Genomic DNA, 15,216 nt, shown 5'->3' with positions numbered 1-15,216 from the left:
TCTTGTTTTCAGAAAGAAAAATGCTATATTCTTTCCAAGGAAAGGATACGCGCCATGAATATTCACGCCAAGACCGCCATGGATCCCGCATCGCAGGGCAGGGTCGTCACCAAGGCCGTCATCGCCGCCGCCGAGCGGCTGGGCCTGAACGCTGCCCGCACGGCCGATATTCTGGGTGTCTCCGCGCCAACGGTCTCGCGCATGAAGCGGCTCGATTTCCTTTTGGAGCCGGGCGCCAAGTCCTTCGAGCTTGCGGTGCTGCTGATCCGGGTTTTCCGCTCGCTGGATGCGATTACCGGCGGCGACGAGGCGGTGGCCAAAAACTGGCTGCGCAATCACAATACGGCGCTTGATGCCGTGCCTGCCGAAAGGCTCACCACCATTACCGGATTGATCGATGTCCTCTCCTATCTGGACGCCCGACGCGCTCCTGTCTGAAAAACGTGCCGCATCGGGAAAATACTGGCGGCTGGTGGAAGCGCAGCATCAGGTTTCCACCATGAAACTGGTGGATACGGTGGAGGAGCAATCGCTGCTGGAAGATATTCTTGAGACGAGCAAGAGGCCGTTTCCGCCTGATTGCGCCGGTTTCGATTATCTTCTGGCCACGCCCTTCCGATATGGCGCCGCTTATCCGCATGGCTCGCGTTTCCGCCGCGCGGGCTATACCGAAGGCGTCTATTATGCCGCCGCGAAGGTGGAAACGGCGCTCGCCGAAATGGCCTTTTACCGGCTGCTGTTTTATGCCGAATCCCCCGGCACGCCGCTGCCGGCCAATCCCGCCGATTATTCCGCCTTTGCCGCCCGTATCGCCACCGATGCGGCGCTTGACCTCACGCAACCCAAACTGAACCGCGACGAGGCGCTCTGGACCGATCTCACGAATTACGAGCCATGCCAGGCGCTGGCCGAGCAGGCACGTCTGGCGAAGGTGGAGGCGATCCTCTACCGCTCGGTGCGCGATCCCGCCGCTGGCCTCAACATCGCGATCCTCTCTCCCAAAGCCTTTGCCGAAAAAGCACCGGTGGAACGCATGAGCTGGCGCATCCGCCTGTCGAAGACGGGCGTGCAGGCATTGTGCGAATTTCCGATGCGCAGAACCGGTTTCGCGGTCTCGGATTTCGCCGGCGATCCACGCCTCGCCAGCCTGCTCGGCTGACGAGGCGTCATTTGTCGGGGAGCATCATGCCGAGGCGAAAAACGCTTCGGGATCGTCGACTTCCACCAGCTTGCGCTTTTCGATCAGCCAGAAGCGGGTTCCGACCGTCCGCACGAAACTCCGGTCGTGCGAGACAAGCACGCAGCTGGCCTCACGGCTGATGATTTCCGCCTCCAGCGTTTCCTGGCCGTCTATATCAAGATGGTTGGTGGGTTCGTCCAGCAGGTAGAAATTCGGCTCCGCCAGCCGCAGCGCCAGCATGGCAAGCCGCGCCTTCTGCCCGCCGGACAACTTCGCGATGCGGCGTTTCTGCATTTCCATGTCGATGCCGGCGCCGGCGAGCAGGCCGTGGATGCGCTGGTCGCCAATGTCGAAACGGCGCGACAGCAGCGCCGCCGGCGTGCTGTCATCGTCGATTTCGGCCAGCGACTGGTCGACATAACCGGCCACCAGCGATGGCGTCGCCTTTATGCCGTCCTGTATCTGGCCGGCACCCGTCACCGCCGCCTGCAGCAGCGACATCAGCCGCGTCTTGCCGACGCCATTACGGCCGAGAATGACGATACGGTCGCCCTGGCGGATAAATTGCCGGCCGGTGCGAAACAGCACTGTTCCATCCGGCGTCGAGACCGGCACGTCCTCCAGCGTGACCAGAACCTTGGCATGGGTGCCGCGATTGGCGAGCTGGATCTTGCCGGCGGATCGCTCGATATGGGCGGGCCGCGCTTTATCCTCGATTTTTTCCGCACGCTCACGCAATTGCTTGGTCTTGATGGTCAGGAGATCGCTGCCGGAATTGATGCCGATATTGTTGAGTTTGGCCGCCTGCCGGCGCAATTGCTGCGCGGTTTTCATGTCGCGCTGGAAACGCCGCTCATCGGCGGCATCCTCCTCCTCCAGCGCCGCGCGCGCATGGCCATAGGGAAGGCGGAACAGCGCCGAGTTTTCCGGCCGCAGGAACAGCGTCGTCCGGGTGACGTTGTCGAGAAAGGCGCGGTCATGGCTGACGATGATGACGGCCGTATCGCGCGGCAATTCACCGAGCCAGCTTTCCAGCACATTGATCTTTTCGAGGTCGAGATGGTTGGTTGGCTCGTCGAGCAGCAGCACGTCAGGTTCGGTGATCCAGGCCTTGGCCAGCATGGCAAGCCTCTGCCAGCCGCCGCTCAGTTCCTTCAGGCGGCGCTCGCGGAAGGGTTCGGGCACCAGCATGGCGTCGAAGATGATGTCGGCGCGCCAGCTTTCGCTGTCGATCGTGTCTTCCGGCAGGGCGGAAAGCACGGCGTCCCGCATCGTGTGGTCCATCAGCGCGGAAGGCAGGTTTTGATGGACGATGGACTGCGTCAGCCCGCGCAGCCGGGTCAGGTCGCCGCTGGTGGGGTCCATCTCACCGGCAAGGCAGTTGAGCAGGGTGGATTTGCCGCAGCCATTGGCCGCAACGATGCCGATGCGGTCTCCCGCATTCACGGTGAGGCTGAGATTGGAGAAAAGCGGCTTACCCAGAATGATTCCGAGGTTTCGAAGCGTGATGATGGTCATGAAGTCGTCTCTGGCAGGACGGACCCGAACCGTTGTCTGCGCGTGCAGGACCGGTTTCGGTTCGCGGTGATCCGTCGTGAAAATATGCGCAATGGCAGACAAACTGCGTCCTGCGCGGCCTTTTAGGCAAACCAGAGTGTGGGTGTTCCGGTCAGCCCTGCAAACGTGTCCGCAGGGCAAAAAGGTGGCAGAGCTGACGATTGCGCCAGAAGCAGGAAATATCCATGCGAAGCCTCCTTTCATGAAACGTGTTGAACTGCTCTGAGCATTACCAGCGGCGGCTGTTCGTGGCAACCCGCTTTGATGGGGGATGCAGGGCTGGAATGCGTGGAGAGGTGGGCGGCGAATGCCTTCCCTGGGGATGGGGAGGCGACGAAAGCAGCACCCTATCGATTCAATAGGGTTCTGCCTCGGTCGGAGGGGCTACTGCTTGCCCACACGCGCGCGCAGTTCTTCGACATGCGCGGCGATTTCAGGCGTCACCGCATCGCCGAAATCCTCCATTTCGAACATCGGGCGGATTTCGATCTCGCTTTTCTCCAGCATCGGGTTCGGGCAGCGCTTCACCCATTCCACGGCCTCGTCCATGTCCTTAACGTTCCAGATCCAGAAACCGGCGACCAGCTCGTTGGTGTGGGGGAAGGGGCCGTCGACGACGGTGCGGCTGTCGCCGTCGAAAACAACCCTCTTGCCCTTGGAGGAGGGGTGCAGGCCGTCGCCGGACTGCATGATGCCGGCATTGACCAGTTCCTCGTTGAATTTTCCCATGGCCTCCATGAGTTCGGTCGTGGGCATTACGCCATCTTCGCTGCTTTTGGTGGCTTTTACAAAAACGATTGCACGCATGATCATTCCTCCTTGATTGCGCTTTCTTCGTAGTTTCGCTCCCCGGCGCGACGGCCGGATGACATTCTTACCGATAAAAGTGGCGCTATCCCGTCAGCCGAGGTCGATGAGATCGCGGCGCAGCCGGTCGGGGTCGCCGCTGCCGATACGCGCTTCGACTTCGGCGTGCGTCTCCTGCCAGATGGGAAAGGCGGCAGCGAGAACGGCCATGCCATCGGCCGTCAGCCGCAACCGCTTGCCGCGTTTGTCCTTCGGGTCCTGCTCGATGCTGACCAGCCCGCGCCGCTCCAACGGCTTCAGCGCCGCCGTCAGCGTCGTGCGGTCCATGGCCAGAAGATGGGCGACCGGCCCCATCGGCGGCGGCTCCGGCCGGTTGAGCGACATCAGCAACGAAAATTGCCCATTGTTGATGCCGATGGGTTTCAGCGCATTGTCGAATAGCCGCGCCAAAGCCCGCGCCGCACGCTGCGCATGCAGGCAGAGACAGGCGTCCCGCACGAAAAGAGTTGTCGAAAAAGGAATCACGCTGGCGTTTGACATGGGATAAATATGTTGATATCAACCTAATTAGTCAAGCGGAACTTGATGCTCCGCAGACTGTTTATTGACTTTCAGCACAGAAATAGGCGGTGCCCACCGGTAAAGCGGAGCGGTGCCGCGGTGAAAGACGGATCCAAGGAGGAAAGATCATGTCTCATCCCGTCGTTTCGAAGGAGGAGTGGCTTGCGGCCCGCCGCGATCTGCTGGTGAAGGAAAAGGAACTGACCCGCGCCCGTGACAGGCTGAACGAGGCCCGGCGCGCATTGCCCTGGGAGGAGGTGACGAAGGATTATATCTTCGACGCGCCCTCCGGTCCCAGATCGCTGAAGGAACTGTTCGGCGATTGCAGCCAGCTCATCGTTTATCACTTCATGCTGGCACCGGACTGGGAGGAGGGCTGCGTCGGTTGCTCCTTCTTCGCCGATCATGTCGATGGCGCGCTGGTCCACCTCAAACATGGCGATGCGGGTTTTGTCGCGGTTTCGCGCGCGCCGCTTGAAAAGATCGAAGGCTATAAAAAACGCATGGGCTGGAAATTCCCGTGGGTCTCAGTCGAGGGAACCGATTTCAACTATGACTATCAGGCCTCGTTCCGCGACGAGGACATGGCCAAAGGCGAAATCACCTATAATTACCGTGACATGGCGCCCTGGGGCGATCTGAAGGACCTGCACGGCATCAGTGTTTTCGCCAAGGGCGACGACGGCAAGATCTATCACACCTATTCCACCTATGCCCGCGGCGCGGAGCAGACGCTCGGCACGTTGATGCTGCTCGATCTGGTGCCAAAAGGCCGTAACGAAGAGGAGGTAATGGATTGGGTGCGGCGCCACGACCAGTATGAGGACGCGCCGAAGGTTGCATCCTGCTGCCACTGAAAATTGACAGACGAGGAGGAAACAAAAATGGAAATGGAAATCGCCAAGCCGCAGAAGGAACACGCGTTCCTGAACAGGATCGTCGGAGACTGGGTCATGACCTCCAGTTCCGGGCATGAGGACTACAATGCCGACGACCCGTCGCAGCAATACACCGAGAGCGTCCGCTCCATCGGCGGTTTGTGGATCGTCGGCAACGGCAGCGGCAAGATGCCCGATGGCACGGATATGACGGCCGTGATCACGGTCGGCTTCGACCCCGCCAAGGGCAATTTCGTCGGCACCTGGGTAGGCTCGATGATGACCAATCTCTGGGTCTACAAGGGCTGGCTGGAAGAGGACGGCAAGACCCTGACGCTGGAAGCGGAAGGCCCGGCCTTTGACGGTTCCGGAGGCACCGCCACCTATCATGACGTGCTGGTGCTGCATGACGACAACCACCGCAGCTTTTCCGGCAGCGTCAAGCAGCCGGACGGCACCTTCAAGACCTTCATGACATCGGAGTTCCGGCGCAAGGCATAAGCCGCGCCGGGTTCTGCCTGCACGACAAGCGCCGCCGCGTCCTGCGGCGGGCACTTAACCGAACCACACGCACCCAATCTCCAGAGGAGACGACAATGTCCGATACACATGGAAAATTCATCTGGGTCGAATTGATGACGCCCGACATGGAGGCGGCGGCCCGCTTTTATGGTCATGTCGTCGGCTGGCAGACCAAGGATTTCGGCTCGCCGGAAATGCCCTATCTGGTGCTGGAGGCCGATGGCAAAGGCATGGGCGGCGTCATGGAACTGACGGACGAACACAAGGGCCAGGGCATTCCCCCGAACTGGACCGCCTATGTCGATGTCGACGATGTCGACGCGACGGCGAAACTTTTCGCTGAAAAGGGCGGCGCAATCAGACGCCCGCCGCAGGATATTCCCGAAATCGGCCGTTTTGCCGTGGTCGCCGATCCCTTCGGCGCGGTAATCTGCATCATGACCCCGCAGCCGATGGAAACCGGCGGTTTCCCGGAGGATACGCAGGAAAAGCAGGGTCATGTCGGCTGGTACGAACTCTTCACCGACAATGTCGATGAGGCAATGGCCTTTTACGGCGATGTCTTCGGCTGGACCAAGGACCATGATTTCGACATGGGCGAGATGGGCCCGTACCGCATCTTCGCCCATAAGGGCAAGGCCGTCGGCGGCATGATGAAACGCATGCCGCAGGTACCGGTCTGTCACTGGGGTTATTACTTCAATGTCGACGGCATCGATGATGCGATCACCCGTGTCAGCACCGGCGGCGGCAAGGTCGTCAACGGGCCGATGGAAGTGCCCGGCGAAAGCTGGATCGTCAACTGCGTCGATCCGCAGGGCGCCTATTTCTCGCTGGTATCGCAGAAGAAATAGCCCTTTTTGCTTCATCTGCCATCTGCCATCTGCCATCTGCCATCTGCCATCTGCCATCTGCCATCTGCCGGAGCCCGCTCCGGCAGATCACCGCTCTCTCGACAGGCGGACGTGATCGATAAAGGCGCGCAGCTTTGGCGCCAGATTGCGACGGCTCGGATAATAGAGATAAAATCCCGCAAAACTCGGGGAATAGTCTTCCAGCATCGAAACGAGTTCTCCGCTTTCCAGATGAGGGCGGAACGTCTCTTCCATGCCGAATGTGATGCCGGCACCGGCGCAGGCCAGCTTGATCATCAGCTGCATGTCGTTGGTGGTGAAGTCCGGCTCCACCGCCACCGCAAATTCGCGACCGTTTTCGGCAAACTCCCACCTGTATGGCGCGACGCCCGGTCGGGGCCGCCAGCCGATGCAGCGGTGATGGATCAACTCGCGGGGCTGCGCCGGCAGGCCGAAGCGGTCCCGATAGTGCGGGGAACAGACGGCGAGCTGCCGCTGCGGAGCGGAAACCGGAACGGCAATCATATCCTGCGCGATCAGTTCTCCAAGACGCACGCCGGCATCGTAGTGCTCGGCGACGATATCGAATTCCTCATCCGTCACGACGATATCGAGCTGCACCTCCGGATGTATTTCCGCAAAGCCTGCAAGCAATGGCCCGGATAAAAAACGCTCGGCTATCGAGGAAACCGCAAGCCGCAATTGCCCGCGCACGGCGCCGCTCAGGGAGGAAGCGGCATTTGCCGCCTGAACGAGGTTGCCGATGGATGGCGACACATCCGCATAAAGCTGCTGTCCCGCTTCCGTCAGGCTGACGCTGCGTGTCGTGCGCTGTACGAGCGCTATGCCCATCGTTTCTTCAAGCTTGCGGATGGCCTGGCTGACGGCTGAGCGGGTTACGCCGAGCCTGTCCGCCACGGCCCGGAAGTTGCGTTCCTCGGCAACCATGCAGAATGTCGAAAGCGCGTTGAGGTCGATGTTCATTGGTTAGAAATTCTACCCACTGAGGTTAAGATTGAGGCGGTTATCACGACAATGCCCAAGCTTTATCTTGTCCGCAACGGCCGCTTCCAGAAAAAGCTTAGCCGTCACACCAAGGAGAAAGCCATGACATTGAACAAAGTCGTTCTCATTACGGGTGCATCGAGCGGGATCGGTGAGGGCATCGCAAGGGAGCTCGCGAGTGCCGGGGCGAAGCTGGTGCTGGGCGCGCGCCGCATGGACCGCTTGCAGGCGCTTGCCGAAGAATTGCGCGGGAAGGGCGCCGAGGTCGTCATCCAGCCGCTGAATGTTACGGAAAGACAGAGCGTCGCAGCTTTTGCGGAGGCCGGGCGCAAGGCTTTCGGACAGGTCGACGTCATCGTCAACAATGCCGGTATCATGCCGCTATCGCTGATGTCGTCCCTGAAGGTCGATGAATGGGACCGCATGATCGACGTCAACATCAAGGGCGTGCTTTATGGCGTCGCCGCCGTTCTGCCCGAGATGACCGCCCGCGCTTCGGGCCATATCATCAACATCGCGTCCATCGGTGCGCTTGCCGTTTCGCCGACGGCTGCCGTCTATTGCGCGACGAAATTTGCGGTGCGCGCCATTTCGGACGGGCTGCGGCAGGAAAACCGCGACCTGCGCGTCACCTGCATCCATCCCGGCGTGGTGGAAAGCGAACTTGCCCACACCATCACCGATCCGGCGGCCGCGGAACTGATGCAGAGCTACCGGGCCATCGCCCTGAAGCCCGACGCCATCGGCCGCGCGGTGCGTTACGCCATCGAGCAGCCCGACGATGTGGACGTCAACGAAATCGTCGTCCGACCCACCGCTGCATAAGGAGGATCGGGAAATGAACATTGTTTCGACATCGGTTGCGCTTCTGCTCGCAACGGCTTCCGCCGATACGGGCTCCCGCAAGGCGAGCAACGCCATGGACGTGAATATGACCGAAACGGCTCAAACCCGGAGCCACCCCTATATCGGCATGTGGGTCACCGGCGATGGCCATATTCGTCAGGAACTTCTGCCCAATGGCCGCTATGACGAGGCGCGTGGCAACCGCAAAAGCGCCTATCAGGGGCGGTATGAGGTGAAGGGAAACCATATCGACTATTGGGACGATACGGGCTTCACCGCCGACGGCGAATTCATCGACGATGTGCTTTATCACGGCGGCATGATCTTCTATCGCCAGAAGTAACCGTGACGCCAATAAAGCGCCGCCCGCCCCATCGAGGGCGGGCGGCGTATCTGTTCTATCGTTTCAAACTACCCAGGATCCCGCGCACGATGGCGCGGCCGACCGAGGTGGCAACCGAGCGGGCAGCACTTTTCATCGCCGCCTCGATCACCGTTTCGCGCTGGTATCCGGTCTTGCGCGCGCCGCCATTGCGCGAACCATTGTTGGTCTGGGCGGGTTCGTCGTCACCAAAGCCGGGCAGACGCCAGCGGCCGGCGGCGTTGTCGGACTGGTTTTTGGCGTTTTCTTCCTCCGCACGTCTGGCGGCCTCCGCATCGGCAGCCTTCTGGGCGCGGGCGGTAAGGATTTCGAAGGCCGATTCCCGGTCGATATCCTTGTCATATTGCCCGGCGACGGGGCTTACATCGATCAAAGACTTGCGTTCCGCATCGGTGAGCGGCCCGACGCGGCCCGATGGCGGGCGCACCAGCGTGCGCTCGACGATGGAAGGCGCGCCCTTATCGTGCAGGGTGGAAATCAGCGCTTCACCGGTGCCGAGCGTGGTGATGGTGTCGGCGGTGTTGAAGGCCGGGTTCTGGCGGAAAGTGTCGGCTGCGGTGCGCACCGCCTTCTGCTCGCGCGGCGTATAGGCGCGAAGCGCGTGCTGCACGCGGTTGCCGAGCTGGGCGAGAACGGTTTCCGGCACATCGAGCGGGTTCTGCGTCACGAAATAGACGCCCACGCCCTTGGAGCGGATCAACCGCACCACCTGTTCCACGCGTTCCACCAGCACGCGCGGCGCATCGTTGAACAGCAGGTGCGCTTCGTCGAAGAAGAACACCAGACGCGGCTTTTCCGGATCGCCCACTTCCGGCAATTCCTCGAAGAGTTCGGAAAGCATCCAGAGCAGGAAGGTGGCGTAAAGGCGCGGGTTCATCATCAGCCGGTCGGCGGCGAGAACCGAAATCGTGCCAACCCCATCCGTGCCCACACGCATGATGTCGGCGATCTTCAGCGCCGGTTCGCCGAAGAAATTGGCGGCACCCTGCTGTTCGAGAACCAGCAGCCCACGCTGCAGCGAACCCACCGAGGACTTGGAAATCAGGCCGAACTGGTTGGAAAGCTCGGTCGCGTTTTCGCCCATGTAGTTCAGGAGCGATTGCAGGTCTTTGAGATCGAGCAGCGGCAGCCCGCCCTGATCGGCGATCTTGAAGGCGATGTTGAGCACGCCTTCCTGGGCTTCCGAGGCATCCATCAGCCGGGCAAGCAGCAGCGGCCCCATCTCGGCGATGGTGGCGCGCACGCGATGGCCTTTTTCACCGTAGAGATCCCAGAAGATGACGGGCGATTTGCCATAGGCAAAATCGGTGAAACCGATCTGTTCGGCGCGTTTCTGCACCCAGTCTTTCGCTTCGCCCTGCGCCGCGATGCCGGAAAGGTCGCCCTTGATATCGGCGCAGAAGACCGGCACGCCGGCCTTGGAGAAACCTTCGGCGAGAACCTGCAGCGTCACGGTCTTGCCCGTGCCGGTCGCGCCGGTGATGAGGCCGTGGCGGTTGCCGAATTTCAGTTCCAGATATTCGCCCTTGTTCAGGCTGTCATCCGGGTTGCGGCTGGTCCCGATATAGAGCTGTCCGTCCTGCAACATCGACCATTTTCTCCTGCGGCTGATGCATGACCCTTAAAATCGCGGCGGATTTTGCAGAAAGTCATGTCCGAATTAAAGCGTAGCTGGCATGCTTTGACCGTTCCTCGCGAAAGCGGCCTTTTCATAGTTTGGTTGTGATGATCTTATAAGGACAGTTTCAAGGCGCAACAACTGCTTGATGGCGATGAAGAAAAACCGCTTGATGAAAGTTGCCGCGCCATTCATGGCCGCTTGAATGCGGCATGAGATTGTTTTACGTTGACGTTAACGTCAGTTATTCGATGTTGGCGTCGTTTTTCAACAGGAGGCAAGAATGAACGAAGTCGTGGATCAGATCGCCGTAAAGGCGGGGATCGACCCTGAACTGGCTGAAAAGGCCATTGGCATGATTCTCGGTTTTCTCCAGCGTGAGGCGGAAGACGGCCCGATCGCCCGGATGATCGAAGCCATTCCCGGCGCCAGCGATCTGGTTGCCCAGTATAATGGCGAAGGCACCGGTGGCGGCGGCGGTCTGCTCGGCGGCCTGATGAGCGCGCTCGGCGGCGGCGGCATCATGGGGCTGGGCCAGCAGCTGATGAGCCAGGGCCTCGGCATGAGCGAGATTTCCACGCTCGCCAAGGAAACCATCGCCGTTGCCCGTCAGCATGCGGGCGATGAGGTTGTCGATCAGGTGATCGCCTCGGTGCCGGGCCTCAGCCAGTTCGCTTGAGGCGCGCCGGCAAAGGGTGCGTAGTGGTCCCTGCCACAGGGCCTAGCACTCCCTCATCCCTGTGCTCGTCACAGGGATCCAGCCAGCCCAAGTCCTTGGGCTGAAAGGACTCTTCCCGCCGCGCAGACGCGCGTCGACTGGATTCCTGTGACATCCTCGGGCTTGTTCCGGGGAACAGGAATGAGGGTGAGAGGGAAGCGCTGGCACACCCACCCTTTGTGCCGTGTGAAGCGGTGCGCTTTACGCACTAAGGCATTTACTCAATAGCAGGGCGCGGCGGCTGTTCATTGAACCGCCGCCGCGCCTCTTCTATTTCGGCATGGTGCGTTTCCGCCCAGATCCACACGCCGCAGAACGCACTGCCGAGCGTCCGGCCGAGGTTCGTCAGGCCGTAATCCACATGCGGCGGAATGACGGGGTGCACGGTGCGCCGCACCAGCCCGTCGCTTTCCATCTGCCGCAGCGTTTTCGTCAGCATCTTCTGGCTGATGTTGCCCACCTGTTTGCCGATCTGCGTGAAGCGTTGCGTGCCGTGCTCTTCCAGCACTTCCAGAATGAGCATCGTCCATTTGTCCGCCACCTTGGCGATGATATCCTGAACCAGCGCCTCTATTACCGGATCGGTCTCCGTGGGTGGCGGAACCTTGCGCCGGTTCTCGATGGCCGGATCGGCCGCGTGCCGTTTCATCTTACACTCTCCATTGGGTAAGTATAAATCTTTTGGGTGCCTACTTTCGATTGGAGAGTATCATAGCTAACTTCCTTTCAGCCAACAAGCAAAGGATGCTCCCATGAAAATCTCGGGCAATACCATTCTCATCACCGGTGGCGGTTCCGGCATCGGCCGGGCGCTGGCGGAAGCGTTTCATCAGGCCGGCAACAGTGTCATCATTTCCGGCCGCCGCCAGAGCGTGCTGGACGAGGTGACGGCAGCCAATCCCGGCATGGCTTCGATGGTGATGGACGCGACCGATGCCGCGGGCATCCGTGCTTTCGCCGAAGCTCTGGTGAAGGCCCATCCGAGCCTCAACGCCGTCATTAACAATGCCGGCATCATGCGGCCGGAAGATATCGCCGCCGCGCCTGACTATCTGGACACGGCCGAAGAAACCATCGCCACCAATCTCCTCGCACCCATTCGCCTGACGGCGGCGCTTTTACCGCATTTCCTCAAGCAACCCGCCGCCACCGTGCTGACGGTTTCCTCCGGTCTCGCTTTCGTGCCCATGGTGCTGACCCCTACCTACAGCGCCACCAAATCGGCCATTCACGCCTATTCCGTCACCCTGCGCGAGCAATTGAAGGAGACGCCGGTTGAGGTCATCGAGATCGTGCCGCCCTATGTGCAGACGACGCTGATGGGCGAGGGGCAGGCCAATGATGAAAGAGCCATGCCGCTCGATGCCTTCATTTCCGAGGTGATGGATATTCTCAAGAACCGCCCGGATGAGAAGGAAGTGGTGGTGGAACGCTGCAAGCCTTTGCGTTTCGCCGCGCAGAACGGCAATTTCGATCAGGTCTTTGCCATGATCAACCATATGCATCCGTAAACGGGGCTGCGTCTGTCGCGACCGGACATACTGTGATAGCGTCGCGCTCTTATCCGCGGAGTGCGCGCTTTCATGGGCCAAGCCCAGTTCCTGATGCCGAAAACCGTTCTGCCCGGCGTCGCCGCCGTGGTGGCGGACAGCGACCGTTCCTTCCCGCGCCACATGCATGACCAGTTCGGCATCGGTCTCATCCATCGCGGCGCACAGAAATCGCTTTCCGGCCGCGGCATGGTGGAGGCCGGCGCGGGCCATGTCATTACCGTCAATCCGGGCGAGGTGCATGACGGCATTCCGCTCGGAGAGGGCGGTCGCGCCTGGCGGATGCTCTATCTCGACATCGAGATCGTCCGGGATGCGATTGCTGATGTCCGTGAGAAGGACCACGGCTCTTTTGAATTCGCCTATCCCGTCGACACAAGACCGCTGGTGCAGCGGTTCAACGCCGTTTTTTCAGCGATGACGGCGAAAGAACGGCGAGGGGAAACGCTGCATGGCGACGAGACCCTGCTGATGCTTCTGGCGGATGCCATGGAGACGGTGGCCAACCCACCTGTCATGGCTGCGCCCGACCAAATAAGGCGGGCGAAAACCAGCATCGATGACGACCCCGCCCGGCCGTTCCGCCTCATCGATCTGGCGAGCGAAGCCGGCATGAGCCAGTTCCGCTTCCTGCGGGCCTTCGCCAAGGCGACGGGGCTCACGCCGCACAGCTATCTTCTCCAGCGTCGCGTGCATCTGGCGCGCCACGCCCTGGCTGGCGGCACACCGCCCGCCGAGGCGGCCTTCACCGCCGGTTTTGCCGACCAGAGCCATCTAAACCGGTTCTTCGTACGCCAATTCGGTGTGACCCCGGCGGTTTATCGGGCGGCATTTTCGTAAGATAGGTTGCCGCAAAAGGGGAACGGCCTTATCCGGCAGCCTTGGTGTTCCGGGGGAGCGCAGGACGCACCTCTCCACCCTCATTCCTGTGCTTGTCACAGGAATCCAGCCAGCCCAAGTCCTTGGGCTGAAAAGAGTCCTTCCCGCCGCACAGACGCGCGTCGACTGGATTCCTGTGACAAGCACAGGAATGAGGGGGAGTGGAGTGAGCTGGAATGAACGGAACCGGACGGGACCGGACTAGGCCGGCACCGTAGCCTGCCACTTCGGCACTGGCCCCCGAGCATCAACCCTGCAATTTCATCCAAGACACCCACCCCCCGCATCATCATGCTCCCGTCCTCCACCCCAAGAGGACAGACCCGCACCATGACACCCGAATTCCTCATCACATCCTTCATCGTCGCCGCCTCTCCCGGAACCGGCGTGGTCTACACACTGGCCGCCGGCCTTTCGCAGGGGGCGAGGGCGAGCGTCATCGCGGCTTTCGGCTGCACCCTCGGCATCGTGCCGCATCTTCTGGCCGCCATCACCGGGCTTGCCGCCATCCTGCACACCAGTGCGCTGGCCTTCAGCGTCGTCAAATATCTGGGGGTCGCCTATCTCCTCTACATGGCGTGGAACACGCTGCGGGAGAATGGTGCACTGAAAATCGATGAGACGAGGCAACCACAAAAAGCCACCCGCGTCATCGGCGAGGCGATCCTCATCAATCTGCTGAACCCGAAACTGTCGATCTTCTTTTTCGCCTTCCTGCCGCAGTTCATCGCACCGGGCGAGCTTTCGCCGACAGGCCGCATGATCGAGCTCGGGCTGATCTTCATGGCCATGACATTTCTGGTCTTTGCGCTTTACGGCTGTTTTGCCGCCTCGGTCCGGCGGCAGGTCGTGTCGCGTCCTGCGGTTCTCGCCTGGCTGAGGCGCGGCTTCGCCGCCGCTTTCGTGGCGCTGGGTGCGAAACTGGCCCTGACCGAGCGGTGAGACCAGAGCCGATAGCCGGCCGCCTCAGTCGTCCCAGTCGGGTGCGAGGTGGCCGGGATTGACGATGCGGCCATTCGGCCTGGCAAGGGCGTGGATCGCCCGCATTTCGTCTCCCGAGAGCGCAAAATCGAAAATGTCGAAATTCTCCTTGAGCCGGCTTTCCGTCGCCGTCTTGGAAAGCGCCACGATATCCGGTTGCTGCACCGCCCAGCGCAGGGTCACCTGCGCGGCGGTCTTGCCGTGTTTCGCGCCGATATCCTTCAGCACGGGATCGTTCGGCACCTCGCCATTCGCCATCAGATAATAGGCGGTAACGGACATGCCGTGCCTGCGTGCGGCTGAAATCACCTTCGTCTGGTCGAGATAGGGGTGATATTCGATCTGGTTGGTGGCAAGCGGCGTGTCGGAGAGTTTCACCGCTTCTTCGGTCAGCGCCACGTTGAAGTTGGAAATGCCGATATTGCGGGCCTTGCCGGCCTTGCACACTGCGTTCAGTGCGCCCATGCGCTCGGCAAGCGGTACATCGCTTTGCGGCCAGTGCAAGAGCAGCAGGTCGACATAGTCGGTCTTCAGTTTCGCAAGGCTTTCATCGACGGAGGCGAGAAAATCGTCGTGACGATAGCGGTCCACCCAGACCTTGGTGGTGAGAAAGATATCGTGCCGGGAAATGCCCGATTGCGCGATGACCTCACCGACGGCGCCCTCGTTCTTGTAGATCTGGGCCGTATCGACATGGCGGAAACCGAGTTTCAGCGCTTCCGGCAGAATGCGCCTGATATCGTCTTCCTCTATGCGGAAGGTGCCGAAACCGAGGGCGGGAATATTCGCACCATTCGCGCTGACGTCGTACATGGTTGTCTCTCCTGTTTGCTGAAAACATGGCCGGCGGAAGAGGCCGGATGGGGAAGCCGTCTTTC

Annotated in this window: 18 protein-coding genes; 11 read left to right on the top strand and 7 right to left on the bottom strand. The window is 60.8% G+C overall.

Going from position 1 to position 15,216, the window contains the following annotated elements; all coding sequences use genetic code 11:
- Positions 1-54: 54 nt before the first annotated feature.
- Positions 55-438 (top strand): MbcA/ParS/Xre antitoxin family protein, encoded by a 384-nt coding sequence (locus tag AC5YUO_RS03605; RefSeq protein ID WP_269344386.1) that lies wholly within the window; start codon positions 55-57, stop codon positions 436-438.
- Entirely contained in the window at positions 398-1,159 is a 762-nt protein-coding gene (locus AC5YUO_RS03600) for an RES family NAD+ phosphorylase (RefSeq protein ID WP_496154282.1), read from the top strand. The genes AC5YUO_RS03605 and AC5YUO_RS03600 overlap by 41 nt, the downstream gene beginning before the upstream one ends.
- 24 nt (positions 1,160-1,183) lie before the next feature.
- Here the strand turns inward: AC5YUO_RS03600 and AC5YUO_RS03595 are convergent, their stop codons facing one another.
- From AC5YUO_RS03595 to AC5YUO_RS03585, 3 genes are all read right to left on the bottom strand, one after another.
- The gene (locus tag AC5YUO_RS03595) at positions 1,184-2,698 is read right to left on the bottom strand and encodes an ABC-F family ATP-binding cassette domain-containing protein (protein ID WP_496154281.1); all 1,515 of its coding nucleotides are present in this window, start codon (positions 2,696-2,698) and stop codon (positions 1,184-1,186) included.
- Between the two features lie 423 nt (positions 2,699-3,121).
- Complete coding sequence (locus AC5YUO_RS03590; protein WP_400820072.1) at positions 3,122-3,544, bottom strand: YciI family protein; 423 nt, start codon at positions 3,542-3,544, stop codon at positions 3,122-3,124.
- A 93-nt stretch (positions 3,545-3,637) separates the two neighbouring features.
- On the bottom strand, positions 3,638-4,084 hold the full coding sequence (locus AC5YUO_RS03585; RefSeq protein WP_400820070.1) for a MarR family winged helix-turn-helix transcriptional regulator: 447 nt from the start codon (positions 4,082-4,084) through the stop codon (positions 3,638-3,640).
- Between the two features lie 149 nt (positions 4,085-4,233).
- On the opposite strand from AC5YUO_RS03585, the gene AC5YUO_RS03580 reads away from it, so the two are divergent.
- From AC5YUO_RS03580 to AC5YUO_RS03570, 3 genes are all read left to right on the top strand, one after another.
- A complete protein-coding gene (locus tag AC5YUO_RS03580; RefSeq protein WP_496154280.1) occupies positions 4,234-4,962 on the top strand; it encodes a DUF899 domain-containing protein in 729 nt (242 codons plus the stop codon).
- A gap of 27 nt (positions 4,963-4,989) precedes the next feature.
- Positions 4,990-5,484: a DUF1579 domain-containing protein gene (locus tag AC5YUO_RS03575; RefSeq protein ID WP_400820066.1), complete on the top strand. Its 495-nt coding sequence runs from the start codon at positions 4,990-4,992 to the stop codon at positions 5,482-5,484.
- Between the two features lie 95 nt (positions 5,485-5,579).
- Positions 5,580-6,359, top strand: a complete 780-nt coding sequence (locus AC5YUO_RS03570) for a VOC family protein (protein WP_496154279.1) — start codon at positions 5,580-5,582, stop codon at positions 6,357-6,359.
- 87 nt (positions 6,360-6,446) lie between these two features.
- Here the strand turns inward: AC5YUO_RS03570 and AC5YUO_RS03565 are convergent, their stop codons facing one another.
- Positions 6,447-7,343: a LysR family transcriptional regulator gene (locus AC5YUO_RS03565; RefSeq protein WP_496154278.1), complete on the bottom strand. Its 897-nt coding sequence runs from the start codon at positions 7,341-7,343 to the stop codon at positions 6,447-6,449.
- A 123-nt stretch (positions 7,344-7,466) separates the two neighbouring features.
- Here AC5YUO_RS03565 and AC5YUO_RS03560 point away from each other — a divergent pair, with 123 nt between their 5' ends.
- Both AC5YUO_RS03560 and AC5YUO_RS03555 read left to right on the top strand, forming a co-directional pair.
- A complete protein-coding gene (locus AC5YUO_RS03560) occupies positions 7,467-8,189 on the top strand; it encodes an SDR family oxidoreductase (RefSeq protein WP_496154277.1) in 723 nt (240 codons plus the stop codon).
- A 13-nt stretch (positions 8,190-8,202) separates the two neighbouring features.
- Positions 8,203-8,553 carry an Atu4866 domain-containing protein gene (locus AC5YUO_RS03555; RefSeq protein ID WP_496154276.1) on the top strand — a complete coding sequence of 117 codons (351 nt, stop codon included), beginning with the start codon at positions 8,203-8,205 and terminating at the stop codon, positions 8,551-8,553.
- 55 nt (positions 8,554-8,608) lie between these two features.
- On the opposite strand, the gene AC5YUO_RS03550 is transcribed toward AC5YUO_RS03555, so the two are convergent.
- The gene (locus tag AC5YUO_RS03550) at positions 8,609-10,180 is read right to left on the bottom strand and encodes a helicase HerA-like C-terminal domain-containing protein (protein ID WP_496154275.1); all 1,572 of its coding nucleotides are present in this window, start codon (positions 10,178-10,180) and stop codon (positions 8,609-8,611) included.
- Between the two features lie 313 nt (positions 10,181-10,493).
- On the opposite strand from AC5YUO_RS03550, the gene AC5YUO_RS03545 reads away from it, so the two are divergent.
- A complete protein-coding gene (locus AC5YUO_RS03545) occupies positions 10,494-10,889 on the top strand; it encodes a hypothetical protein (RefSeq protein WP_400820051.1) in 396 nt (131 codons plus the stop codon).
- A gap of 256 nt (positions 10,890-11,145) precedes the next feature.
- Here AC5YUO_RS03545 and AC5YUO_RS03540 read toward each other — a convergent pair whose 3' ends face one another.
- Positions 11,146-11,577, bottom strand: a complete 432-nt coding sequence (locus AC5YUO_RS03540; RefSeq protein WP_496154274.1) for a winged helix-turn-helix transcriptional regulator — start codon at positions 11,575-11,577, stop codon at positions 11,146-11,148.
- A 103-nt stretch (positions 11,578-11,680) separates the two neighbouring features.
- On the opposite strand from AC5YUO_RS03540, the gene AC5YUO_RS03535 reads away from it, so the two are divergent.
- The 3 genes from AC5YUO_RS03535 (at position 11,681) to AC5YUO_RS03525 (ending at position 14,299) form a co-directional block, all read left to right on the top strand.
- The gene (locus AC5YUO_RS03535; RefSeq protein ID WP_496154273.1) at positions 11,681-12,439 is read left to right on the top strand and encodes an SDR family oxidoreductase; all 759 of its coding nucleotides are present in this window, start codon (positions 11,681-11,683) and stop codon (positions 12,437-12,439) included.
- Positions 12,440-12,511: 72 nt separating this feature from the next.
- Positions 12,512-13,318: an AraC family transcriptional regulator gene (locus AC5YUO_RS03530; protein WP_496154272.1), complete on the top strand. Its 807-nt coding sequence runs from the start codon at positions 12,512-12,514 to the stop codon at positions 13,316-13,318.
- Between the two features lie 369 nt (positions 13,319-13,687).
- Entirely contained in the window at positions 13,688-14,299 is a 612-nt protein-coding gene (locus AC5YUO_RS03525; RefSeq protein WP_496154271.1) for a LysE family translocator, read from the top strand.
- A gap of 24 nt (positions 14,300-14,323) precedes the next feature.
- Here AC5YUO_RS03525 and AC5YUO_RS03520 read toward each other — a convergent pair whose 3' ends face one another.
- Positions 14,324-15,151: an aldo/keto reductase gene (locus AC5YUO_RS03520; protein ID WP_496154270.1), complete on the bottom strand. Its 828-nt coding sequence runs from the start codon at positions 15,149-15,151 to the stop codon at positions 14,324-14,326.
- Between the last annotated feature and the right edge of the window lie 65 nt (positions 15,152-15,216).

The organism is Agrobacterium sp. LEGMi-208b (genome assembly GCF_059511785.1).
This window is presented reverse-complemented; position numbering and strand designations above follow the sequence as displayed.

Bases quoted from the DNA above. Each gene is read 5' to 3' on its own strand.
- AC5YUO_RS03545 (WP_400820051.1), top strand. From the start codon at position 10,494: ATGAACGAAGTCGTGGATCAGATCGCCGTAAAGGCGGGGATCGACCCT.
- AC5YUO_RS03600 (WP_496154282.1), top strand. From the start codon at position 398: ATGTCCTCTCCTATCTGGACGCCCGACGCGCTCCTGTCTGAAAAACGT.
- AC5YUO_RS03585 (WP_400820070.1), bottom strand. From the start codon at position 4,084: ATGTCAAACGCCAGCGTGATTCCTTTTTCGACAACTCTTTTCGTGCGG.
- AC5YUO_RS03530 (WP_496154272.1), top strand. From the start codon at position 12,512: ATGGGCCAAGCCCAGTTCCTGATGCCGAAAACCGTTCTGCCCGGCGTC.
- AC5YUO_RS03555 (WP_496154276.1), top strand. From the start codon at position 8,203: ATGAACATTGTTTCGACATCGGTTGCGCTTCTGCTCGCAACGGCTTCC.
- AC5YUO_RS03520 (WP_496154270.1), bottom strand. From the start codon at position 15,151: ATGTACGACGTCAGCGCGAATGGTGCGAATATTCCCGCCCTCGGTTTC.
- AC5YUO_RS03570 (WP_496154279.1), top strand. From the start codon at position 5,580: ATGTCCGATACACATGGAAAATTCATCTGGGTCGAATTGATGACGCCC.
- AC5YUO_RS03595 (WP_496154281.1), bottom strand. From the start codon at position 2,698: ATGACCATCATCACGCTTCGAAACCTCGGAATCATTCTGGGTAAGCCG.
- AC5YUO_RS03575 (WP_400820066.1), top strand. From the start codon at position 4,990: ATGGAAATGGAAATCGCCAAGCCGCAGAAGGAACACGCGTTCCTGAAC.
- AC5YUO_RS03580 (WP_496154280.1), top strand. From the start codon at position 4,234: ATGTCTCATCCCGTCGTTTCGAAGGAGGAGTGGCTTGCGGCCCGCCGC.
- AC5YUO_RS03540 (WP_496154274.1), bottom strand. From the start codon at position 11,577: ATGAAACGGCACGCGGCCGATCCGGCCATCGAGAACCGGCGCAAGGTT.
- AC5YUO_RS03535 (WP_496154273.1), top strand. From the start codon at position 11,681: ATGAAAATCTCGGGCAATACCATTCTCATCACCGGTGGCGGTTCCGGC.
- AC5YUO_RS03590 (WP_400820072.1), bottom strand. From the start codon at position 3,544: ATGCGTGCAATCGTTTTTGTAAAAGCCACCAAAAGCAGCGAAGATGGC.
- AC5YUO_RS03560 (WP_496154277.1), top strand. From the start codon at position 7,467: ATGACATTGAACAAAGTCGTTCTCATTACGGGTGCATCGAGCGGGATC.
- AC5YUO_RS03565 (WP_496154278.1), bottom strand. From the start codon at position 7,343: ATGAACATCGACCTCAACGCGCTTTCGACATTCTGCATGGTTGCCGAG.
- AC5YUO_RS03605 (WP_269344386.1), top strand. From the start codon at position 55: ATGAATATTCACGCCAAGACCGCCATGGATCCCGCATCGCAGGGCAGG.
- AC5YUO_RS03550 (WP_496154275.1), bottom strand. From the start codon at position 10,180: ATGTTGCAGGACGGACAGCTCTATATCGGGACCAGCCGCAACCCGGAT.
- AC5YUO_RS03525 (WP_496154271.1), top strand. From the start codon at position 13,688: ATGACACCCGAATTCCTCATCACATCCTTCATCGTCGCCGCCTCTCCC.